This window comes from Heliorestis acidaminivorans (assembly GCF_008933955.1).
Taxonomy (GTDB): Bacteria; Bacillota; Desulfitobacteriia; order Heliobacteriales; family Heliobacteriaceae; genus Heliorestis; species Heliorestis acidaminivorans.
The window spans coordinates 1-21,318 of the sequence record NZ_WBXO01000011.1 but is presented as its reverse complement, the minus strand read 5'-3'; the positions used below and the strand labels follow the sequence as shown (position 1 = coordinate 21,318).

General features: G+C 39.8%; 23 protein-coding genes and 3 pseudogenes. 15 read left to right on the top strand and 11 right to left on the bottom strand.

The window, feature by feature from the left end:
- The first annotated feature begins 96 nt into the window (after window positions 1–96).
- On the top strand, window positions 97–240 hold the full coding sequence (locus tag F9B85_RS14460; RefSeq protein WP_170270493.1) for a hypothetical protein: 144 nt from the start codon (window positions 97–99) through the stop codon (window positions 238–240).
- Between the two features lie 155 nt (window positions 241–395).
- Here F9B85_RS14460 and F9B85_RS11985 read toward each other — a convergent pair whose 3' ends face one another.
- A complete protein-coding gene (locus tag F9B85_RS11985; RefSeq protein ID WP_151621256.1) occupies window positions 396–644 on the bottom strand; it encodes a HEPN domain-containing protein in 249 nt (82 codons plus the stop codon).
- Window positions 645–960: 316 nt separating this feature from the next.
- On the bottom strand, window positions 961–1,338 hold the full coding sequence (locus F9B85_RS11980; RefSeq protein ID WP_151621254.1) for a hypothetical protein: 378 nt from the start codon (window positions 1,336–1,338) through the stop codon (window positions 961–963).
- A gap of 118 nt (window positions 1,339–1,456) precedes the next feature.
- Between F9B85_RS11980 and F9B85_RS11975 the strand changes: the two are divergent.
- Together F9B85_RS11975 and F9B85_RS11970 are read left to right on the top strand one after the other, a co-directional pair.
- Window positions 1,457–1,879, top strand: a pseudogene (locus F9B85_RS11975) (response regulator transcription factor); the annotation flags it as partial.
- On the top strand, window positions 1,863–3,251 hold the full coding sequence (locus tag F9B85_RS11970; protein ID WP_151621250.1) for a sensor histidine kinase: 1,389 nt from the start codon (window positions 1,863–1,865) through the stop codon (window positions 3,249–3,251). The pseudogene F9B85_RS11975 and the gene F9B85_RS11970, both read left to right, overlap by 17 nt.
- A gap of 452 nt (window positions 3,252–3,703) precedes the next feature.
- On the opposite strand, the gene F9B85_RS11965 is transcribed toward F9B85_RS11970, so the two are convergent.
- The 5 genes and pseudogenes from F9B85_RS11965 to F9B85_RS11945 all read right to left on the bottom strand — a co-directional run bounded on the left by F9B85_RS11965 (window position 3,704) and on the right by F9B85_RS11945 (window position 8,195).
- On the bottom strand, window positions 3,704–5,173 hold the full coding sequence (locus F9B85_RS11965) for a potassium/proton antiporter (protein ID WP_151621248.1): 1,470 nt from the start codon (window positions 5,171–5,173) through the stop codon (window positions 3,704–3,706).
- Window positions 5,174–5,611: 438 nt separating this feature from the next.
- Window positions 5,612–6,151: pseudogene (locus tag F9B85_RS11960) on the bottom strand (tyrosine-type recombinase/integrase); the annotation flags it as partial.
- 33 nt (window positions 6,152–6,184) lie between these two features.
- Window positions 6,185–6,568, bottom strand: a complete 384-nt coding sequence (locus tag F9B85_RS11955) for a site-specific integrase (protein WP_207707115.1) — start codon at window positions 6,566–6,568, stop codon at window positions 6,185–6,187.
- 903 nt (window positions 6,569–7,471) lie between these two features.
- Window positions 7,472–7,640 (bottom strand): annotated as a pseudogene (locus tag F9B85_RS14840) (CAP domain-containing protein); the annotation flags it as partial.
- A gap of 345 nt (window positions 7,641–7,985) precedes the next feature.
- Window positions 7,986–8,195: a hypothetical protein gene (locus tag F9B85_RS11945; protein ID WP_151621242.1), complete on the bottom strand. Its 210-nt coding sequence runs from the start codon at window positions 8,193–8,195 to the stop codon at window positions 7,986–7,988.
- Window positions 8,196–8,619: 424 nt separating this feature from the next.
- On the opposite strand from F9B85_RS11945, the gene F9B85_RS11940 reads away from it, so the two are divergent.
- Window positions 8,620–9,351: an AAA family ATPase gene (locus F9B85_RS11940; protein ID WP_151621240.1), complete on the top strand. Its 732-nt coding sequence runs from the start codon at window positions 8,620–8,622 to the stop codon at window positions 9,349–9,351.
- Between the two features lie 122 nt (window positions 9,352–9,473).
- Here F9B85_RS11940 and F9B85_RS14455 read toward each other — a convergent pair whose 3' ends face one another.
- Together F9B85_RS14455 and F9B85_RS11935 are read right to left on the bottom strand one after the other, a co-directional pair.
- The gene (locus F9B85_RS14455) at window positions 9,474–9,620 is read right to left on the bottom strand and encodes a hypothetical protein (RefSeq protein ID WP_170270491.1); all 147 of its coding nucleotides are present in this window, start codon (window positions 9,618–9,620) and stop codon (window positions 9,474–9,476) included.
- Window positions 9,621–9,783: 163 nt separating this feature from the next.
- Complete coding sequence (locus F9B85_RS11935; RefSeq protein WP_151621238.1) at window positions 9,784–10,053, bottom strand: DUF4190 domain-containing protein; 270 nt, start codon at window positions 10,051–10,053, stop codon at window positions 9,784–9,786.
- Between the two features lie 553 nt (window positions 10,054–10,606).
- On the opposite strand from F9B85_RS11935, the gene F9B85_RS11930 reads away from it, so the two are divergent.
- From F9B85_RS11930 to F9B85_RS11890, 9 genes are all read left to right on the top strand, one after another.
- Entirely contained in the window at window positions 10,607–11,179 is a 573-nt protein-coding gene (locus F9B85_RS11930) for a hypothetical protein (protein WP_151621236.1), read from the top strand.
- A gap of 329 nt (window positions 11,180–11,508) precedes the next feature.
- Window positions 11,509–11,793, top strand: a complete 285-nt coding sequence (locus F9B85_RS11925) for a site-specific integrase (RefSeq protein ID WP_151621234.1) — start codon at window positions 11,509–11,511, stop codon at window positions 11,791–11,793.
- A gap of 429 nt (window positions 11,794–12,222) precedes the next feature.
- A complete protein-coding gene (locus F9B85_RS11920) occupies window positions 12,223–12,420 on the top strand; it encodes a DUF2281 domain-containing protein (RefSeq protein WP_151621232.1) in 198 nt (65 codons plus the stop codon).
- Window positions 12,410–12,748, top strand: a complete 339-nt coding sequence (locus tag F9B85_RS11915) for a type II toxin-antitoxin system PemK/MazF family toxin (RefSeq protein ID WP_243138201.1) — start codon at window positions 12,410–12,412, stop codon at window positions 12,746–12,748. The genes F9B85_RS11920 and F9B85_RS11915 overlap by 11 nt, the downstream gene beginning before the upstream one ends.
- A gap of 424 nt (window positions 12,749–13,172) precedes the next feature.
- Window positions 13,173–14,690, top strand: a complete 1,518-nt coding sequence (gene istA, locus F9B85_RS11910) for an IS21 family transposase (protein ID WP_170270490.1) — start codon at window positions 13,173–13,175, stop codon at window positions 14,688–14,690.
- Window positions 14,687–15,115: an ATP-binding protein gene (locus F9B85_RS11905; protein WP_151621228.1), complete on the top strand. Its 429-nt coding sequence runs from the start codon at window positions 14,687–14,689 to the stop codon at window positions 15,113–15,115. Before istA (F9B85_RS11910) ends, F9B85_RS11905 begins: the two co-directional genes overlap by 4 nt.
- A gap of 35 nt (window positions 15,116–15,150) precedes the next feature.
- Complete coding sequence (locus F9B85_RS11900) at window positions 15,151–16,392, top strand: site-specific integrase (RefSeq protein WP_151621226.1); 1,242 nt, start codon at window positions 15,151–15,153, stop codon at window positions 16,390–16,392.
- Complete coding sequence (locus F9B85_RS11895) at window positions 16,385–17,371, top strand: tyrosine-type recombinase/integrase (RefSeq protein WP_151621224.1); 987 nt, start codon at window positions 16,385–16,387, stop codon at window positions 17,369–17,371. Before F9B85_RS11900 ends, F9B85_RS11895 begins: the two co-directional genes overlap by 8 nt.
- Window positions 17,358–18,380, top strand: coding sequence for a tyrosine-type recombinase/integrase (locus F9B85_RS11890; protein ID WP_151621222.1), 1,023 nt, complete (start codon window positions 17,358–17,360; stop codon window positions 18,378–18,380). The genes F9B85_RS11895 and F9B85_RS11890 overlap by 14 nt, the downstream gene beginning before the upstream one ends.
- Before the next feature lie 30 nt (window positions 18,381–18,410).
- Here the strand turns inward: F9B85_RS11890 and F9B85_RS11885 are convergent, their stop codons facing one another.
- Window positions 18,411–18,824, bottom strand: a complete 414-nt coding sequence (locus F9B85_RS11885) for an ATP-binding protein (RefSeq protein WP_151621220.1) — start codon at window positions 18,822–18,824, stop codon at window positions 18,411–18,413.
- Complete coding sequence (gene istA / locus F9B85_RS11880) at window positions 18,775–20,412, bottom strand: IS21 family transposase (RefSeq protein WP_151621218.1); 1,638 nt, start codon at window positions 20,410–20,412, stop codon at window positions 18,775–18,777. Before istA (F9B85_RS11880) ends, F9B85_RS11885 begins: the two co-directional genes overlap by 50 nt.
- A 264-nt stretch (window positions 20,413–20,676) precedes the next feature.
- Here istA (F9B85_RS11880) and F9B85_RS14630 point away from each other — a divergent pair, with 264 nt between their 5' ends.
- Window positions 20,677–20,859, top strand: a complete 183-nt coding sequence (locus F9B85_RS14630; RefSeq protein ID WP_207707113.1) for a hypothetical protein — start codon at window positions 20,677–20,679, stop codon at window positions 20,857–20,859.
- A gap of 120 nt (window positions 20,860–20,979) precedes the next feature.
- Complete coding sequence (locus F9B85_RS14450; protein WP_170270488.1) at window positions 20,980–21,126, top strand: hypothetical protein; 147 nt, start codon at window positions 20,980–20,982, stop codon at window positions 21,124–21,126.
- Window positions 21,127–21,318 lie beyond the last annotated feature (192 nt).

The following is a 21,318-nucleotide window of genomic DNA, read 5'->3' as shown; positions in this document are numbered from 1 at the left end:
ACCCTCTTCCTCCCTGTTCCAAAATATCGTTCACTGGCGAAGTTAAACTGTGCAATGATATTAATTAAGCTAGAGAATAATAAAGGAGAGTTTGCCTTGAAGAAGATTATTGACAACAGAGGCGAAGAACATGAGTGGATGCTTATAATCGCTACAATTTGTTCTTTTGTTACTTTTAGAAAAATATCAAAACTTGAACAATATAAAAACAAATTAAAAGGTACATTTAAACCTTACTAAAAATTAGGGGGTCTCCTTTATATGATTAGCTTATTATTTTGAATTTGCTCAACAATCGAATTAAGTCTAGCCCTAGTGATACACAGAAAAAAACCGCCAGAAATCATGAACTACACCCTACCTCTTCCCCTGCTTCGCCAACGAGCGAACCACTATCAGCATTTCTCTTTTGCTAATACAACCATAGGTTGATAATCTGCTCTGTGCCTAACCTCAAATAATTTATCATATAATGAACCAAATTTTTTGGGCACTACCATTGTTTTTACCATATTAAGATGAAAAGCTGCTCTTACGGCAGAATGCTTTTTTAATAACTGCTCTTTTTCCATTGCAGTTAACACGGCAGCTACAGCATAAAAAACAGAATAGCAAAGGCGACTCACTGTTATGATTTTAGGCACTTTACTTTTTGGGCCTTAGAGAATCATCGAAAAAAGCACGATACTCTGAGAGGTGAACCACCTATGTTAACACTAACAACCTTTGATTTATTTTTGATGGGAACTATTGTGGTAGTAATAACCCCTTTGATGCTTTTGGTCGTAAGAAGGGTAAAGCATCTGATACCTACGAAAAAATGGTTCGCTACTATGGTGACCCCTTTTCAGTTGATAAAAAGTACATAGTCATTGCTTCGGACATTTTGCTTCAAAAAAGAAAAACCTCCGTTTAGTGGAGGTTTTTCTTTTTTACAGTCATCAGCGATACCTAGTGTTCCTAGAAGTGATCTTTGTCACCGCCTCTTTCGCCGCGTTCCCAATCTTTAGATTTCTCTTTATGATTTTCCGATGAACGTACCGTAACGTAGAGAATATTTCCTTGTAGGTTTTTCTGTATAAAGGCTCGATCACCAAGTTGAATGGTTGTCGTATTGACGGGCACTCCCGTTAGGTTTATGGTTTGTGTTCGGAAAAAATTGGCCACTGTAATTCTTGATTCAGTAACATTCGTTACTACACCTTTTACTTGGAAAATGGCTTGAAAGCCAGCTGAAGCCGCTGATAACAGGACGATTACGATGACAATGCCTATGAGTTTCTTTTTGTGAGCTTGAAGAATATCTTTTGTCTTTTGGAGCACTTCTGTCATCTGCATTGTTCCCCCTCCTTTTTTGTACTGGTTCTAAGGTGAGGATAACAAATTAAAATTACAACGCCATTAGAGTCAGATTAGAATTGAATTAGAAATGACTTCTAAGTCTTTTGTTTTACAAGAAAAAGTGCAAGGTCTTGACATAGGTGCCGATGATTACTTAACCAAGCCTTTTGCCATTCAAGAGTTAGTGGCTCGCATCCGTGTGGCTCTTCGCAAACAAAAATCAAGCTCCCTTCATAGGGAGCCGGAGCTGCGAGTAAAAGACTTAGTTCTTTATCCTCAACGCTACCATGTACAAATATATAAAGAAACCATTCATTTAACCAAAAAAGAATATGACCTCTTGGAATATCTCGTCCGCAACAAGCAAGTGGTACTAAGTCGCGAACGGATTCTCCAAGAGGTCTGGGGTTACGACTATATCGGAGACAGCAATGTTGTTGATGTCTATGTCCGGTATTTGCGGAGTAAGCTTGATGAACAGTTCGGTCAAAAATATATTCATACAGTAAGAGGTGTTGGCTATGTGGTCAAAGATTAAAAAGCTCCCCATACCAATATCTATAAAAATTAACATACTCTATACGAGTATTCTTTTTTTGATTCTTCTTATTACCAGTGTTCTAACAATGACCACACTTTATTACATGCTCTATCAGCAAGCGAAAAATGAAGTTCTAGTGAATGCTGATAACGTAATGGTCTATTTGTCAGAGGGAAAACCGATGAATGAGCAATTGTTGCGTGCTAATGTCCTTTCAACAGATATAACACTTCGAATATACGATTCTTCCAATTTTGTCATTTTTGATAGCAACCCTTACATGGATGATGGTAAAAAAGAGAATCGTCGTCAAATGGATCGCCCCCCTAAAGCACCAAAAGATAGATTCGTTAATCAAATTGGCAAGCCTTATTACACTCATACGATAACTTGGAAAGGCAATCAGACCTATACTTTGAAATTCATTAAGCCCATGTTTGGCCAACTTGATTTTCTAGAGTATTTGGGCAATAGTTTGGTGATTACGAACATCATTGGCTTATTCATTACCATTGCTTCTGGTATTTACATGAGTCGAAAGATTCTACGTCCGATCCATGACATAACTTCAACGGCTAGAGAAATTGAAGTAACCGATTTAAGCAAACGAATTCACCTAGGCGAAGTCCGCGATGAGTTACATGATTTAGCGAGCACTTTTAATCTTATGTTAGATAAGATCCAAAATGGCTTTGAACAACAACGTCGCTTTGTCTCTGATGCTTCCCACGAGTTACGCACTCCTATCACAATTATCAGCGGCTATGTCAATATGCTGGATCGCTGGGGCAAAGAAGATCCATCTGTTTTAGAGGAAGGAATCGAAGCCATAAAAACGGAAGCCTCTAACATGAATCAACTTATAGAGAAATTATTGTTTTTGGCAAGGACTGACCAAGGAAAGCAAATTATGAATAAAGAGCCGATTGATATAATGCCATTGATTCAAGAAGTGTATCAAGAAACCTGTCTCATTGCTCCAAATCACCAAATTCTTTTAGGGCAAAATGAGTCTGCTGTTGTGTCTGCAGATGCTTTTTTTCTTAAGCAAATGTTACGAATTTTTATTGATAATAGCATTAAATATACACAGTCAGGTGGGATCATTTCGATAAGTTCGCGAAAAGTCGATGGGCATATGAATATTTCGATTCAAGATAATGGGATAGGCATCAGTGAAAAAGATCTAGATAAAATTTTTGAACGCTTTTATCGAGTTGACAAGTCTCGGTCAAAGGAAACGGGAGGTATAGGACTAGGACTATCGATAGCTCGTTGGATCAGCGAACAACATAACAGTGTAATTCATATAGATAGTTCCTTGGGAAAAGGTACGACCATTACTGTAAAAATTCCATTGCCTCTTTAGCTTCTCGCTCTGCGAATCTGATGATTTTGTAGGGCAAAACAAAACCCGCCAGATTTTTCTGACGGGCCTTTCTTTCTACAGCGATAACTACAGCCTTAACGTACGGCCAGAAGTTATACAGGAGTTGATGGGGATTGATAGCTTGGATTATTTCATGGAGAAGTACGGTTGTGTTTCGCAGAGATTGAAGGTTAACGCTGTTGAGAAGATAGGGATGGCGATGAAGGAACAACAGCAGAGTTACGGCATGGTAGGTTGAGTTAATGGATGACTACAGATAACTCAACGATTCTTTCCGATAGCTTAGCGAGCATTGCGATAGCCACAGGTAGCCAAAACGAAAATACGATCAACTGGATCAGCGAAAATAGTGGATTGCTTACGCCAAAAAACCCGTCATTTCTGACGGGCTTTTCTTTCTACAATCGCAACTACATCTTTAACTCAAACGATCAACTAGAACAGCGACCAAGCTTAAACCAAATTTTTAAGTTTTTCGAGTGTTCTTTCGGTGTTAAGACGTAGATTATATCATTAGCCATCATTTCTGTTTGTCCTCTTGGTGCGATTAATTCACCATCTCGAATAAGCCCTACGATTAATACACTATCAGGAAGACAAAGCTCAATCACTTGTTTCCCTACGGCTGCATCGTCTTCACTCAAAAAATATTCTATTATATCTGCGTTAGCCTGGCCAATTGAAACCAATTCTAAACTATGAGGAGATACGGGTGCTTTATCACCAGTCAAGCCTAGTTTTTCAGCAAGTGGAGACATTGTTAAGCCCTGAATCAGAGTCGAAGTCAAAACTACGAAGAATACAACGTTAAAAAACATCTGGCTATTTTCAAGACCGGCCAACATTGGGTAGGTAGCCAGAACAATCGGTACTGCTCCACGAAGTCCTGACCAGGAAAGAAAAACTTTTTCCTTTATGGAAAACTTAAAAAACAACAAGCTAATAAATACACTTATAGGTCTCGCCAATAAGATAAGAATAGCAGAAAGTATAAGCCCCTTAATAATTACATCGCCAATCAGTTGAGAAGGAAAAACAAGCAAACCTAAAACAATAAACATTAGAATCTGCATCATCCAGGCAAATCCTTCATTAAATCGAAAGACAGAATGGCGATAAGGTACATCCGAATTTCCAATAACAAGAGCTAAAATATAAACAGCAAGCAGTCCACTGGCATTTATCAAAGCTGTTGAACTATAAACAAGTACGGCAAAGCCAAGTGCCAATATAGGATAGAGTCCGCCAGAATCAAGGTTGATCCGATTCATAATAGCTACAGCCACTTGACCCATTGTATATCCAATAACCAAAGCAGCTCCCATTTGCCAAATAAAAGATGGTATCATCAACCAATAGCTTGACGTATCCCTCAGGAGCAGTTCAATAAGAGCAAGTGTTAAAAACATAGCCATCGGATCGTTCGTTCCTGATTCTGCTTCTAAGGTAGAAGACAGTTTTGAGCGAATACTTTGTCCTTTAAGAACAGCAAATACGGCCGCTGCATCGGTTGAGCCAACGATAGCTCCAAACAACAGTGCCTCCAGCCAACCAACACCTAATATGTACTTGGCAGCAACAGCAACAACGCCTGCTGTTAATAACACACCAACAGTAGCGAGAGACAATGATGGATAAAGAACCGGTCGGATTCTTTTCCAATCTGTCTGCATCCCGCCCTCAAAAAGAATAATGATAAGGGCTAAGATACCAAATAACTGAGCTAATGAGGCATTGGCAAAATCAATTAATCCTAAACCATCACTGCCTACTAGCATACCTACACCAATAAAAAGAACCAAGGCAGGCACACCTAAATAATTTGAAAACTTGGTGGCAACTACCCCTGTTAGAAGTAATAAGGCAAATAAAAACACAAAGTAATCTGTGTTAATTATCAAATCGGTCACTGAACCACCTAGCTTTCTCTACTTATCAACCTACCTTATTGAATTATTCTTAGCTTATATCCTAATATGAGACAAGGCATCTTTGCATCTTAATTCGCAATTATTTATTATAGAATTCGTATATTAAAGTCCAATTATATATTTTAATACTTCAACTGGCTATTTGTCAATATCTGGGCAGCAGATAGTAAGAATCTCTACCAACTCCTGTCGATAACGACTACCAGTCAATTATCCAACTAACGGGAGCGACAGTTCAACAGCAATATACGTAAAAACCCGCCAGAATTTTTTGAACTGCACCCTGTCAAGTAGACAGTGTGCAGTTCATCATTTCTGACGGGTCTCTCTTTCTACACCAATAACTACAGCGTTAACTCAACCTATTAACTACAACAGTCATTCTGCCTACAGTCAACCACAATAACCCTACCTCTTCCCCTGCTTCGCCAACGACCTAACTCTCTTTCTACCTGTATCCAAAATATCATTCACAGGCGAAGTCAAGCTATGAACTTCCCTCACATCACTTTGAGTTAACGCTAGGTATCGTTTCGTCATATTCAAATCAGCATGACCAAGAATACGTTGAACCGTAAACACATCTGCCCCATTTCGCAAATGATGCAAGGCCGAGGCGTGTCTAAACATATATGGCGTTACGTGAACACCAATGTTCTTACCATAAGCCTTCACTTTCTTCCCCCAGCTTTCCAAAGCTAACTTCCTACCATCTTCTGTGCAGAAGATCGGCACATCGCTGCCCCATTCATCAGGTCTGTAACGTAGAAACTCATTAATCGCATTGACCACCTGTGGTAGCAACGGCAACGTCCGTTGTTCATGGGTCTTCGCATGTTCCTCACGAATAATTAACTCACGTGATCGGAAATTGTAGTCATTCGGAGTTAACGACAATAACTCATTGGGCCTTGCAGCTACTTCGATGGACGTAAGCATCAACGTATAATCCCTTAACCCTGCAAAGGTTTGACGGTTTGGCTACTGTAATAACTCTTTTAACGTCTCTGTCGATAACTCAACGATACGATTCGTCTGCTTCTTACCCTTAATGTTCTCTAAGGGATTGCAGGGAATTACGCCTTGGCTGTGTAGCCACCGGAAAAATGGCGATAAGGTACGTAGCTTGCCGTTAAAGTAGTTATTGGACTTGGTGCCGGAAAAGTGTTCTTTAACTGCTGTAGTTAATGCTTGCTTGGAGCCACTGAAAGCTTCGGGGTGGTTACGGAAGAAACGGCTAATGTGGCTTCTGTAATCTTCGATGGTTCGAGGACGAAGGTTCTCACTTTCTTTTTGAAAAAGAAAATCCTCCATCGCTGATTCCCAGCTGTCGTAAGTTACGGACAATTTTTTCATTTTTCTCATCGTCTTTTCATCGCCTTTCTGACAAGTTTTCTGGCCAGAAATAACGAAAAAACCGCTGACCTACTTTGTAAATAGGCCAACGGTTTACTCAATTTTATCACAGTTTTAACGATTTTTCGGTGCTTTACTTGAAGCTTTCAAAAAGCCCAGAAAGCCCGATATATCAATAGTTTCAAAGGTTTTGGCAGGGGAGACAGGACTTGAACCCGCAACCTACGGTTTTGGAGGTCAAATATGTAAAACCGTTGGCTAAAACTGCGACGTTATTGAGTTTTTCCCTTATCCGTGGCCAGATTACGCTACGATCTCAACTCGTACGGTTTTTTGAATCGCAGGTGTGCTGACCACTATATCTAGTTGTTTTAGCACTAGCAACGGCATTTTCTGCCTAGATAAAGGGCTGTGGGGACTGTGGTGGCAGTCTTTTTTTCGTTTTGTGGAGATGTGTCGTGAGGGGAGTAGTGTAGTTATAGGGTGACAGGTTGGAAAAAAAGTTGGGTCTGTTTAGATATAAGGCTGTAGTTTACTTGCTAAATACAACAAGCAAAAAACTACCAATGAATAAAGCTAGATATATAGAATACCGCATCTTCTTAGATTTAATATTTTTATCAAGTAGGTCTCCAACATAATAGAAAAAAACTATTCCGATAGTTAGAGCAAAAAAATCCCACAAGGCTGTTGCGATATGCTCCCTCAATGCAAATAATAAGAAAAGGACAAGAAGTAAAATAGTAAGCTTAAGCCGACTGCTTATCTCCATATTATTCACCTCAACCTTTACCTAAAAAAAGATGGTGCAATAAACCAATTTTCTGTTTTATGTATTTCTATTCATAGTCAACTAACCCCTTCTACAAGAACGTAAATTTGTTTTTTTACGATCAAAAAGAAACGTGAGGCTTAATGCCCCACGCTTTTCGTAAACATTTGCACCCATGCTCCTTTGTAGTACCCCACCCCAATCGTATCAAAGTTCGCATTTAAGGATATTTGCCCTATGCCCTTGACTGTTCATCCAAGCATTCATAACTTCCTGTGGCGTTCGCTGCCCCCTTGCAATATTCTCGCCTACATAAAGCATGTTCGGATTCGTAATCTTGTTGACCCTTATCAACTCAACCAAAGTTATGCCTTGCTGCTGTGCAATCAAAAGCTGCTTCCCTACGTTGACGAACCTTTAACTGCATATTGTTAAAAACTGGATATTCCGTATTGGACACTTTATCAGGATGTCGTTAACACGCCCTCGCCATTGCTACTTCTTCATATTCAATTTTTGCAACTTTTCTGTACATTAATACACGTATATATAATATGGAAGGAACTCGTCGAGATAGAGAGAGACAGGCACAGGCCGTATTTAAGCTATGTCTGTGTTATTATAATTACAACGAATCTTCGTGAACTATGCCAGCTAAGAGATTGGCTTAAATAGCACTTTCCTTTTTTCTTCCAAAGATAATGTACTGTCTAGAATCACTTCAGTACTTTTCTTCAAGTGTTCTTCTGGCTTGTCCTGATAGTATTCTCGATCCACTACAGGCAGTAGAGCATACAGCTTTGGGTTGCTGAGATTACGAAACTCTTCGTGCTTCAAGCAACTATTCCGGATTGTTTGAGCCACCCTTCCGGATAATGAGCCCCTTAAGGTACTTGGCATTATTTATAGCGATGTCGCACAAACACCGCCACCTAGATTGTCCGTTCGAGACCGCCGTCTGTCAATGGCAAGGGGCTTCGCCCGCCTCTTCGAGGCCCATTGACATCCGTCAGTCTCGAACGGGTACGGCATTTAGGCGGTGTTAGTAGCTTTGTGTGTTTTTTATGTGGCTCAAAACCTCCGGAAATGTGGCTCATTTTTTCCGGAGAAGTGGCTCAACTACCACCGGAATTGCGGCTCTCTGGAACCGTAATATTCAGAGGCGACATTCTATATTCGATTCACGCCCTGTCCACCCGATACGTTTATGCCAAACTGAGCCCAATATGTTACAATAAATCGTACATACATCGAATCCTTTTTCTGCAATTTGTTTGGTGGTGCATAGATGCTAGAAGAAAAGCGAGATATGTATATCCGAAGTATTCGGATTCGTAAAGAAGAATTACCTTCATATTCGGAATATCCTTTTTCCCTACCAGCTGTTCGAGAACTAGATGAAATCAGACTTCATCCTAAAGTGACTTTTTTTGTAGGGGAAAATGGCACAGGTAAGTCAACATTATTAGAGGCTATTGCTGTCGCTATTGGTTTCAATCCAGAAGGTGGAACGAAGAATTTTAACTTTTCTACCCAGGATTCTCATTCAGATTTACACCGTTATCTTACAGTAATCCGCAGTCCAAAAAAACCTAGAGACGGATTCTTTTTACGAGCAGAAAGTTTTTATAATTTCTCTACAAATGTTGATGTTCTTGGCATTATCGATTCGTATGGTGGCAAGTCTCTTCATCATCAATCGCATGGTGAAGCGTTTTTTGCAACATTCATGAACCGTTTTATGGGTCGTGGAATTTATATCTTAGATGAACCAGAAGCTGCACTTTCTCCTACTCGTCAAATGGCAATGATCTCTCGAATCCATGATTTAGTTGGTTTGGATTCACAATTCATTATCGCTACTCACTCACCAATTATTATGGCCTATCCTGACGCAACGATTATGCACTTTTCAGAGGAAGGCATCGCTGTGATTGCCTACGAAGAAACAGAGCATTTTCGTGTTACCAGAGAATTTCTTATGAATAGAAAAAGAATGCTGGAAATCTTGATGGAATGAAAATTTAAGCTGTAACATTTTATTGCAAAAACCCGCCAGAAAATTTTCTGACGGGTCTCTCTTTCTACAACCGACAAAATGGTGCACAAAAAGTCGGACGGATATATTCAACTACAGTTATTCTATTGATAAATGAGGGAGGTCATTTCGTAAAGGCCAGCTACCACATTACGGCCTGCCAAAGCTAGTAGTGGATAGACGTAGACGATAACACCTACAATTTCTTTGCCGTTGACCAGTTTGTAGATTTCTTGGACGGCCAACGTCATTACCCTTGATCTCTTTGCTACAGATAATGCATTTAGGTTTATCCCATAGACTTTTCCACAGCTCCGTCAACTTTCCTCCAATTAGATTTCGTATTGGGAGATGCCTTTCTTAAGAATCTTTTTTTGTGAGGATTTTCATTAGCTATTAATTACACCTAATAGTTTAATAATTAGTATAGTTCAGATAAGCCGTATACGCAAAAATAACTGCCAATATGGGTAGAAGAGCACCGATACTACTACAAACAATTCCTGCTATTGCAATGTTTTTACCTTTTTGTTCAAGACGTTTTATTTCTTGTAGTCCCAAGATTCCAAGAATTAAGCCAACAACACCAAGTATAAGTCCTATAGATACTAAGATAGCAGATAATATGGAGAATATACCCAGTACCAGTGAAGCGATAGCTTTACCATTCGTCATATCACTCATTCTTCCCCCCTATGTAATTCTCTGGTGAATTGTTTCCGGCAAGAGTATATACGTATTATCCTAGGACAAATTCATCCACTTTACAAGCGACTGTTTCAATAAGAGAGGCGTTAACTGATTTTGTACTTGGAAGACACCGTCCTCCCTCTTTTTATGAAACTAAAAAGACCCTTATCCAGCTACTTCGTAGATTGGCCACGTTTGATTCGTTACCCCTTTTGGTATGGGAAATATACCTATCCTACCCTGTTTTCGTAACAGGAGGCAAATTAGATATTTCTGTGGCGATTCACAGAATGTAGATACAGGCTTTGTGGTTACAACGTCGAAAGGAACAGCCGTATTGCAACGGAATCTTACGAGGAAGTTTCATCAACTCCTGGCGAAAGCAAACCTTCGCCGTAAGAGATAAAAAGTTATATTCACGGTAAGATATCGGCAAAAAGCTACTATGTTCATGATGGATTACGAGCATTTATTTAACTAGCGAGCAGTTTAGTGGAACAAGAGTTTTATTATTGTAGGGGTCTACTATATAGAGAGGAGATAAGGTATGAAAAAGTTAATGATTACGCTTCCTATTTTATTGGTTATCGTATTTATATTTTTTATTAGTGAATTTAGGTTTACGGCAGTAAGTTCTGCTAAAAATCATTCCTTCCTTGAGAACGATGCAGAGTTGATAGGCGAATATAAAGTAGGTTCATCTTTTATTTTTTTGTTTAAAAGTGACAAGGAAGAGTTATACCGAACTGTATTAACTGAAAAAGATGGGCTTTTTTATCGTAGTAATGTATCAACCTATACACCATATAGCTCAGATAAAATTCAAACAGCTGGTGTTCTAAACGTCTCAACAGGAAATACGGACGCAACTTTTATAAGTATCATCTCCAACGATGAAGAAGTCTCATATATAGAAGTTGGTGTAGAGCCTAATGTAAAAAGTAAGAGAATTAACATGGGAGAACGTGTTACTTTCTTGTTTCCAGTTAGTAAACAAATATATTTACTTAATCCTACTGCATTTAATAAAGATGGGGAAAAACTTTTTTACTATGGTCTTCCCAAGGATACAAATGTATTCAATACTGATGATATTAAGTGGCATAAAGTAGCCGAATAAAAAATAATTTTAGCCTGCACTTTTGCCAAATAATTGTTTAACTAATGGGTGCGATAGTTCACAGCATATACGTAAAAACCCGCCAGAAAAATGATTTCTGACGGGCCTCTCTTTCTACAGCGATAACTACAGCCTTAACTCAAACGACTCACGCAATTAACTACAACAGTCATTCCTATGTTCATAGGCCGTCTTGGACCTCTGACGATTGCTGTTGCATTGGCTTAAAAAGTTGAGAAAAAGTCTTGTGGGGGGGTTCTCTTTCGCCAGCCATTCGGTAAAGCGAGTCCAGCTATTACGATAAGCCTTCTGGGTCTTGATAACTTTAGTTGATTCTGTTTACAGCTAGGTCGGCTTTACGAAAAGCTGTTGAAGAAGGTCATGTAACGGTCAACATTGCTAATACCGTACATAAACCACGAAAAGAAAATAACAACGAAAACACCGATATGGCCTATATGAGTCCAACGGAGATGGCGACTTTCCTTGCCATCGCCAAAGAGGACAGACTGTGTATCGCTTTTCAACTATTGCTAGGAACGGGGTTACGAGTTGGTGAACTGCTGGCCCTTCGGTGGGATGACGTGGGTTATACAGGAGCTTATGGGCATTAACACTTGGACTACTTCATGGAGAAGTACGGATGTGTTTCGCAGAAGTTGAAGGTTAACGCTGTTGAGAAGATTGGGATGGCGATAAATGGCTGACTTCTACGATTGAACTTTATTTATACTGAATTATCGTTTACAATTGCTGTAAGAGGTGATTGACCGATGCCTACGTCTTCATTTGAAGAAGACATCGTAATTGAGACTAACGAAGCAGCGAAGCGATTCCTGAATTATTAGAGTCGAATAAACGAGAGTCATCAAAAAAGACATCTATTTTGAAAGAGATCGAAAGATGCGAAGTCTTGTTAAAAAAGTTATATTCACGGTAGGCTAACAGTAAAAGGCAACTTTAGCTCATGACGGCTAACGGCTAGTTATTTAACAACGAGAGTTTCGTAAGATAAAATACTCATGAAAGAGGTGAAGAACATCATGAATACTGCTAAGGAACGACTATTAAAAATTATTGATGAAATTCCAGAGCAAGAAGTCAATAAAATCTTAGACTTTGCTGAATATTTAAAAGCAAAAAAAGAAAAAAGTTTATCAGAAGATTTAACAAAAGCGAGTGAAAGTAGTATTGATTTTTGGGATAATGATATAGATGATGAGGTTTGGAATGATGCATAAACAAGGTGATATTGTTTTAATTCCAGTTCCATTCAGTGACTTAACAAGTAGTAAACAACGTCCTGTTCTAATTATTTCAAATGATGATTATAATCAAATAACCGATGATGTTCTTGTTGTTGCTATTACATCAAAATTAAAAGACCTTGATTATTCAGTCTTGATTGAACAAAAAGACTTAGACGAGGGTGCCCTTAAAGTTATATCAGCAGTAAGAGCAGACAAAGTTTATACACTTTCAAAAAGAATCATCAGGAAAAGATTTGGTAAAGTGAACACAGAAGTATTAAATAGTGTACGAACTAAAATAGAACACTTAATAAAATAGCAATTAATACTTGTCTAGATGGACTGCGATAAGCAGTCCTTTTTGGTTAAAAACCAGCCAGAAATCATTTCTGACGGGCTTCTCTTTCAATAACATACAGCCTTAACTCAAACGATTAACTACAACAACCCTACTTCTTCCCCTGCTTCACCAACGACCTAACCCTCTTCCTACCTGTATCTAAAATATCATTCACTGGCGAAGTTAAACTATGAACTTCGTACATAATCTAGGCAACCTCCTTACGACGATATAATGTTGCTATCTTACGAATGGCAGCGTTAACGTGATTGCAATCGCTATAATAAAAATTGACCACTAGAATAAAAAACGCTAGAAAAAAAGTTGACCACCCTGACCATCAAACCTGCTAAGCTGGAGTTGACGAGACAACAGCAAAGGCAGGTAGAAAAGGATGATCAAGGTGGATACATATAAGTATATCAAAGATCTTCACATTAAGGAACGTAAGTCAATCCGACAAATTTCTAGGGATACTGGGCTTTCTCGCCAAACAATCCGCAAAATCCTATATGGTTCTGTAGAAGAAGTTACACAGTACAAAAGAAATGTGCCGCCACCAGCACCACTTAAAGAACAATATGCTCCCATCATTAGGGATTGGATAGTCGAGAATCTAACAGCTCCACCGAAACAACGCTACACCGCGAGTCGTATCTATGAACGCCTCCAAGAGGAGAAAGGTTTTGCAGGCGGTGCATCAACAGTTAGGGGTTGGGTAAAGGAAATAAAGCACGAATTGAACATTGAACGTGTTGAGACCTACGTTCCTCTAGAACATGACCCCGTTGGCCGTGCTCAATGTGATTGGACCCCTGCTGTGGCAAGAATAAATGGTCAGGACATTAAGGGCGATTTATTTTTAATGCGGTTTAGCAACAGTAGTGCTTTTTATATCCGTTTTTACCCACACCAGAGACAAGAAGCATTTTTTGATGCTCACGAGAAGACATTTGCTTTCTTTAATGGCGTGCCACAAAGCATTCTCTACGATAACCTAAAAACTGCAGTTAAGCGTGTACTTGTAGGACGCAAACGAGAGGAACAGGATTCTTTTGTCAAGTTTCGGGCTCACCATGGCTTTGATAGTGAATTTTGTAATCGAGCTAAAGGAAACGAAAAAGGTAAAATAGAGGCTCTAGCTCGCTACGTTAAGTGGCACATCTTCACGCCAGTACCCGAATTCCCTACCATCGAGGCCCTCAATAACTGGATTGAAGAACGTTGCCGCAAACTGAATGCCAGGCCAAGGGGACGGAATCAGCAAAGTTTCTGGGATGCCTTTGAGCTTGAAAGAGACAAGCTATTACCCATCTCCATTCACACATTTGACTGCTGTAACAGAAAAGAAGCCAAAGTCAACCGTTTTAGCTTGGTGCAGTTTGACCGTAATCAATACTCAGTGCCCACCGAGTACACTGGTAAAATGGTCACAGTAAAAGGCTATGTGGATAAAATAGAAATCTATTATCAAAAAAGCAAAATAGCCGCCCACGAACGCTGTTACGACTCAGGAAAGCAAATGTTTCAATTGGAGCATTACCTAAAGCTTTTGGAACGCAAACCTCGTGCTGTAGGCCAAGCAAAACCAGTACGGCAAGCGAATCTTCCTAAACCCTTTGCCAAGTACCATGAAGTGGTTCAAAGTATGGACCCAGAAGAAGGAGACCGCCAGTTTGTAAAGGTACTGTTATTACTAAAACGCTTTCCTGTCCACATAGTAAGTGAAGCTCTAACCTTAGCTATAAAGCAAAACAGACTTAATCCAGCAGATGTAGAACAGATCGTCGACACAATTGATGAACCAAGTACAAAAACAGTAAGTAGCACCAAAACAGAGGTTATGAAACCGACTGGCCAAGTAGCTCCCACCCAATTGCAACGTTATGCGAGCTTGGTTAAAGGTGGTGTTGGTGCATGAATCAAATGACGACTTCACATTACCTAAAGGAGTTACGTTTACCGGCAGCAGCAAAAGCACTGCCCAACCTACTGCGGGAGGCACAAGATCGAGACTTTAACCATCTAGAGTTCTTAAGTGCTTTACTCCGTCAGGAGCTAGACCAGCGAGAGGAAAATATGGTTGCCAGAAGGATTAAACAAGCACGTTTTCCACAGATCAAAACTCTAGAAACCTTTGACTTCAGTCTAATATCCACAGTGAGTAAATCCCGTATCTTAGCCCTAGCCCAAGGTCAATACATAAACGAAAAGCGACATGTAATTTTTATGGGTAATTCTGGGACAGGAAATTATCGAAAGTATTTAGTTATGGAAAGAAATGAGCGTATCTCCCGCTATATCAAGGATTGTACGTTGATTTCTTTCGATAACACCTCAGAATAGATAATGAATCTATCATGTCTATTGGGAGGTAAGTCATGGAAACAAGAAAACCGATTGAAGCGCTCTCTGCTGAGGTGATCAAGGAACTTGAACGATTGAACTACGCATACAACACCGTATGTGGGTTGAGAGCTTCGTTCAAAAGGATCTGTGCATTTGCACAGGACAGAAATGAGCTGTATTTTTCCGAAAACCTAGGAAAGGAGTATTTAAAAGAAAAATACAGCTGCACAACGGACTACTATCTGGAATCATTTCCCCCAAAAGCAAAACAGGCCATCCGGTCAGTCCGGCTTCTCGGCGATTACCAACTCCATGGTGTTGTCATTCGTAGGATCAAGAAGCGCAAAGGTTATGTGAAGCCGCCGCAGTTCGAGGCAGTGCTAACTGCATATGAAAAAGAATGCAAAAGCAATGAATACTCCTTACGCGGAATGCGTACCAGACTTCAGCGATTATTCTTTTTTGTCGATTATTTGTCACTGCGCAGAGTTGCCGACGTAAGCGCAATTACGCCTGAGATCATCTCCGACTATGTCATTAGCATCTACCCCAATCATGAAAAAAGCATTGGGTCGATTCTGACGACTCTACGGGTGTTCTTGCGGTTTCTCTATTTGAACGAATACATAAAACAAGACTTATCGCTGACCGTACCAAAACAGAATAAATACTATTACCCTCCCGTACCATCAACCTGGGAACCGGATGAAGTAAGAAGGATGCTTGATGCGATTGATCGTGGAAGTCCACTTGGAAAACGAGACTATGCAATTCTTCTTCTTGTTGCAAAACTTGGAATACGAGCTGGAGACATTAAGGCATTGAAACTTTCGGACTTAAATTGGACTTCCAAAACGATTACCATCACGCAACAAAAAACAAAAGTTGAAGTTGCCTATCCGATTTTGCATGACGTAGGATGGGCGCTCATCGATTATCTCCAGCATGCCCGACCTTTGTGCGACACGCCATATTTGTTTGTCCGACTGAACGCGCCTTTTGAAGCCTTTGGTGAGAATGCCAATCTTCATAATATCATTACAAAATATACTCGCTTGGCCGGAATTGCAATTCCCCGCGGAAAAAGGCACGGGCTTCACTCGTTGAGGCATTCGTTAGCAAGTACGCTATTGGAACAGGGAGCCTCTCTTGCTGTGATCTCTGAAATACTGGGGCACGTAGATTCGAAGTCTACTTCAGTTTATTTGCACGCTGATATGAAAGGGCTGAGAGCCTGCGCACTTGATCCCGAGGAGGTTCTGCTTGATGATTAAGGCTCACCAATTCAAAAGTGTTCTATCTCCCTTAATTGAAGGTTTTATCGCGGAGAAGCAGGCTGTAGGGTATGAATTTAGGAAAGGAAGCAAGTTGCTAAAGATATTTGACTCCTATATACATAGCCAGCGCCTGACAGAAAAGGTTTTAAGTAAGCAACTGGTGATGGACTGGACCGCTAGAAGACCCAATGAAACGATAGCCACACAGTGTGGCAGGATTTCATTGTTGCGGGGATTGGCAGAGTATATGAATCGCGTAGGATATTCAGCGTATGTATATCCCCGGGCAATGTCCAACATAAACAGATATTCATACATCCCTTACATATTCTCGAATACTGAATTGAAACGAATATTTGATGTTTGCGATCAATATCCCGTAAGCCGTTACGCACCTAACAGGCATTTAATCTTGCCACTATTACTTCGAATGCTTTACGGAAGTGGCCTCCGAATTTCCGAGGCGGTGAAGCTGACTCTTCAAGATGTTGACCTGAACAATGGGTCTTTATATATTCGTGATACTAAGTTCAACAAAGAACGGATATTGCCAATCTCGGATAGTCTTAACGAGCGATGTCAAGAATATTGCAAGTCTGTTGAACTTGGAAAGTCTGAAAACCCGTATTTCTTTCCTTCTCCCTATGGCGGACATTATTCTGAGGCGACTCTGTACAAGCTCTTTAGGCATGTTCTCTGGAAAGCAGGAATCTCCCATTTAGGGAGGGGAAAAGGACCTCGCATTCACGATTTTCGACATACCTTCGCCGTACATTGCTTGAAGAAGTGGGTTTTAGACGGAAAGGATCTTAATAATAGTCTCCCTTATCTTTCGGTCTATCTGGGCCATGAAGATATACGTGGTAGTCAAAGGTACTTGCGACTGACTGCTGATTTATATCCTGAGATAACAAGCAAGGTGGAAAAAAGCTGCTCATATATCATTCCGGAGGTCAAAACGTATGAAGCAGACTGATTTCGCGAAAACCCTTACTCGATATTTGACGGACTTTCTACCCGGACAAAGAAACGTGAGTCCCAATACGATTAAATCCTATCGTGACACCTTCAAGCAATTTCTTGCGTTTATGCAAGAGCAAAAACAGACCAAGCCAGAAAAGATTTCATTTACTTCTGTGACTACAGCAAACATAAAGGATTTTTTACAATGGCTAGAAACGGCTAAGCATGTAAGCATCAGCACTCGGAACCAGCGGTTAGCTGCCATACACAGTTTTTTCAGGTATGCCCAGACCGAGAATCCTGAAATCCTGTTCGAGAGCCAAAAAATAATCAGCATCCCATTTAAGAAGAAGCAACAGCAGACGATTCCCCATCTCTCCATGGATCAATTGGCCTATTTGTTTGAACAACCTGATACTTCAACGAAACGAGGGCGCCGCGACTTGGCATTAATGGTCATTCTCTATGATACTGGCGCGAGAGTACAGGAATTAATTGATCTTAAGGTCTGCGATGTGAGGTTGACCAAACCCACAACGATCACTTTGACGGGTAAAGGCTATAAAAAAAGGAATATCCCGATTATGGTTAAAACTCGAGGTGTTCTTGAAAGCTATATGACTGAAAACCATTTACTTAACAATGGGCGACAGCAAAGTCCTTTGTTTTACAACAGCAGATACCAATCGTTTACAAGACCCGGTGTTACGTATATCCTCAATAAGTATTACAAGCAGGCAAAACTCAGACATCCTGAGGAAATTTTTCCGGAAAATTTGCATCCCCATATGCTGAGACACTCAAAGGCTTTACATCTTCTAGAATCTGGTGTCAACCTAATTTACATCCGCGATTTGTTAGGGCACGTTAGCGTGACTACAACGGAGATATATTTGAAGTTTGATACAGAGGTCAAAAGAAAGGCTTTGGAAGCTGCATATCCTCAAGTAAGCAACACGGAAACTCCAGCGTGGGAGGAAAACACGGACATCCTTCAGTGGTTGCAAAACCTCTGCCGCTAATAATTATTATGGAAAGATTTTTGGAAATGCCTATGCATAATACTTAGGCGCTACTAAAAATCTTTCCATAACCAAAAACTTTCGATAATTCCCTGTACCTGGATTTCCAGCTAGGATTACGTTTCGCCCTTCAGGTATAAATTGAAGTGTTCTAAGCAATTTTAGTTTCTTTTGTGCATCTTCCGGTAAATCCAAGAGAGATAAGTCTTCAAGGTATTTCTTTTGTCTAAATTCAGCTTTATGTATTCGATTGTAGCGAGCTGTTTCTTGCCGTGCTTCACATTCTTTTGCTAATAAACAAGCCAAAAATTCTTCGTAACTAATATTGCGTTGGTTTGCTTCTTGTATATGATCGTCTAAATTTTTATGTAATGTAGGTAGCTTAAGCTCTTTACTACACTCCAGTATAGCTTCTTTCCATGCTTTTAGTTGCGAACGGCTCATGAACGTTATCCTCCTTCGATTTAATCAAGTGGGTGTGAAACATATCATCATACATACGCAAATGCTCTAGTGAGCGTTCTGCAATCTCCTGAGCCGTTTTAGAAACGGGTGTTTGTACAACTGTCATATCACGGTTTTTAGCACACAGTATTTTGACTTTATCGGTAGTCACGTGACTAGGGTGTATCGCTTTTAATGTAGCTATTGCTTGCTCTACTTCAGCAAAAGTAGCTGTATCACGAATATATTGCAACAACTGTATAAATTCTTTCTCTCTTTTGATAAAATAGGTTTCATAAAGATTTTTTATTTTTTTAGGGGCCTGATGCAATGCTGTACTCCCAGCTAATGCACCAGGCTTTTTCTTTAGTGTTTCCAAGTAATGATTGAGATCAAGTCGCCATTCTTGACAACCTGTTAGTCGATCATGTTCAGCCACTTGTTTTTCATGCAGAAAACAATAAACTCGAGTTGAGTATACTTTGATCATGAGTAACTCGCCAACAAGATGATCCGGCACAGAGTAGCGATTTTGGTCTATTGTAATTGTTGAATATTTATCGACTCTCCCGTAAGTCACTCTAGCCGCATCAAAGGGTGGTAAGTAAGGGAGCAGAAAGGAATGTTCCTCTTCAAGGCGCTGAATCGCTGTCTGACCATGCTCACTCTGCGTTTTACTATTTTGTAATTGACATACCTCCTGTAGATATTGGTTGGCTTCAGCTAATGAGCTAAACTCATCACGAAAGGCGAATGCTTTTCGTCTGATCACTTCTACTGAGCGTTCAACGTGACCTTTTTCATTACCACGTCGGATATTACACAGCCGATATTGAAATCCGTAATAAATGGATAGTTGTAATAAAGCCTTTGTCGGCTCTTTTTCTGTTCCTACAAAGCGTTTTACCGCCACCTTCATGTTGTCATACACCATAGTTTGATGGTTTCCTTTGAGATGTTGAAAAAACAAAGCATGTGCTTCTTGGAAGCATTCTGTTGTTTGTTTGGTGAATAAATAGGCCATTCGATAATTACCGTAAGCTGTTGTAAATAGGGCCATCTGAAATGTTTGTAATTTTCCATTAATTCTTAACTTAACTTCACCCCAATCAAATTCACAGATTTGACCAGGCGCATAGAGCGCCTTGATATATGCTTCTTTTACTTTACGTTCTAGGCTACGTATGGTTCGGCGAACTGTACTATAACTTATATTGATACCTTCTGCTTCAAGTGCTTCAAAGATATCTATTGCTTTCTTCTGTTGCTTCTTTTGTCCTCGATTTCTTTTTGCTTCATTTTCCTCCAGGTGGGTCTTAATCTTCTCGATTATTTCATCGGTAATTTTGCGTTTAGGTCTAACTCCAACATTGTACTTTGGAGCCGTTGTCAATGCATCAATCAAAGACTGTATGTCTACTGAGCTATTACCCTCCTTCAACAATTGCTCTCTTCTTTCTTCATATTGCCGTATGTATTTGCCAACTGTTTCTCGATGCACACCTGTTATTCTGGATATTTCTCTATACGACTTACCTTCGTGAGTGTACATCATTAAAATCTTTTGCATCATTTCTATCATGATCATTCTCCAGACCCCCACTTGATGACATAATCAATCCTCAAGTAGGTTATCATTGTTGGCCGGTTTGTCAATGACCACGCTGGCCTATTTTTAAATTATCATAAACAACCCGTCATTTCTGACGGGCTTTTCTTTCGTTAATCATAGAAACTACTAATGTTTTACTGAAAAAACAATTGATTTTGCGATCTTACCTTTTCTTGCAAACCAAGAATACATCTTAATTTTACCGAGCATAAGCTATACAGAGAGGGGCTGTTGGCTATTATGCACGGAAACAAAGGAAAGAACTGCCGAAAAATTACAGACTACACGACCAATGATTTATTTCTAGGTAAAAATCTTGACATCGTTACAGCAGCTTTATTGCTAACAGGCAAGCTCAAGGTGGACTTTGTAAAGCTTTATCGTGGATCACCTGCTGTATCCGTCGAGCTGCTAGGCAAGTAGTTGAACAATAGTAATGAAAAATCGAATAAATTGGCCGAGTTTTTGAAGAAAAATGGCGATATGACCATTGATGAAGTTTTCGAGGCCTTTCAAAAAAGAATAGAAAAGGATGATTAATCCATGACCTATCAAAAGGATAAGAAAAAAGAGAAAGACCTCGCTTTTCCCGGTCGGGCTTTGTCTGAAAGCATAGCCCTGCTGGCTTTGATTTTCTTGTTAATATTTGGTTCTAAAGATATAAAAGATTTAACAGATGCACCTGAATAAATTATAGCAAATTTGTTTGGTGGATCTCTTTTCGTTAACTACAGAAACTAACTATAGTAGTCATTCAGCTAACTACAATATCCTACCTCTTCCCCTGCTTCGCCAACGAGCGAATCAATATCAGCATTTCTCTTTTGCTAATACAACCATACACTCTAGAAAGTCTTTTGCATCTGTCAAGTAATCCTGAAC

What these genes read in the sequence shown, in the direction of transcription:
- F9B85_RS11980 (WP_151621254.1), bottom strand. Translation starts at nt 1,338, where the DNA reads ATGCAGATGACAGAAGTGCTCCAAAAGACAAAAGATATTCTTCAAGCT.
- F9B85_RS11970 (WP_151621250.1), top strand. Translation starts at nt 1,863, where the DNA reads ATGTGGTCAAAGATTAAAAAGCTCCCCATACCAATATCTATAAAAATT.
- F9B85_RS11955 (WP_207707115.1), bottom strand. Translation starts at nt 6,568, where the DNA reads ATGAGAAAAATGAAAAAATTGTCCGTAACTTACGACAGCTGGGAATCA.
- F9B85_RS11940 (WP_151621240.1), top strand. Translation starts at nt 8,620, where the DNA reads ATGCTAGAAGAAAAGCGAGATATGTATATCCGAAGTATTCGGATTCGT.
- F9B85_RS14455 (WP_170270491.1), bottom strand. Translation starts at nt 9,620, where the DNA reads ATGACGTTGGCCGTCCAAGAAATCTACAAACTGGTCAACGGCAAAGAA.
- F9B85_RS11935 (WP_151621238.1), bottom strand. Translation starts at nt 10,053, where the DNA reads ATGAGTGATATGACGAATGGTAAAGCTATCGCTTCACTGGTACTGGGT.
- F9B85_RS11930 (WP_151621236.1), top strand. Translation starts at nt 10,607, where the DNA reads ATGAAAAAGTTAATGATTACGCTTCCTATTTTATTGGTTATCGTATTT.
- F9B85_RS11920 (WP_151621232.1), top strand. Translation starts at nt 12,223, where the DNA reads ATGAATACTGCTAAGGAACGACTATTAAAAATTATTGATGAAATTCCA.
- F9B85_RS11915 (WP_243138201.1), top strand. Translation starts at nt 12,410, where the DNA reads ATGATGCATAAACAAGGTGATATTGTTTTAATTCCAGTTCCATTCAGT.
- F9B85_RS11905 (WP_151621228.1), top strand. Translation starts at nt 14,687, where the DNA reads ATGAATCAAATGACGACTTCACATTACCTAAAGGAGTTACGTTTACCG.
- F9B85_RS11900 (WP_151621226.1), top strand. Translation starts at nt 15,151, where the DNA reads ATGGAAACAAGAAAACCGATTGAAGCGCTCTCTGCTGAGGTGATCAAG.
- F9B85_RS11895 (WP_151621224.1), top strand. Translation starts at nt 16,385, where the DNA reads ATGATTAAGGCTCACCAATTCAAAAGTGTTCTATCTCCCTTAATTGAA.
- F9B85_RS11890 (WP_151621222.1), top strand. Translation starts at nt 17,358, where the DNA reads ATGAAGCAGACTGATTTCGCGAAAACCCTTACTCGATATTTGACGGAC.
- F9B85_RS11885 (WP_151621220.1), bottom strand. Translation starts at nt 18,824, where the DNA reads ATGAGCCGTTCGCAACTAAAAGCATGGAAAGAAGCTATACTGGAGTGT.
- istA (WP_151621218.1), bottom strand. Translation starts at nt 20,412, where the DNA reads ATGATCATGATAGAAATGATGCAAAAGATTTTAATGATGTACACTCAC.
- F9B85_RS14630 (WP_207707113.1), top strand. Translation starts at nt 20,677, where the DNA reads ATGCACGGAAACAAAGGAAAGAACTGCCGAAAAATTACAGACTACACG.
- F9B85_RS14450 (WP_170270488.1), top strand. Translation starts at nt 20,980, where the DNA reads ATGACCTATCAAAAGGATAAGAAAAAAGAGAAAGACCTCGCTTTTCCC.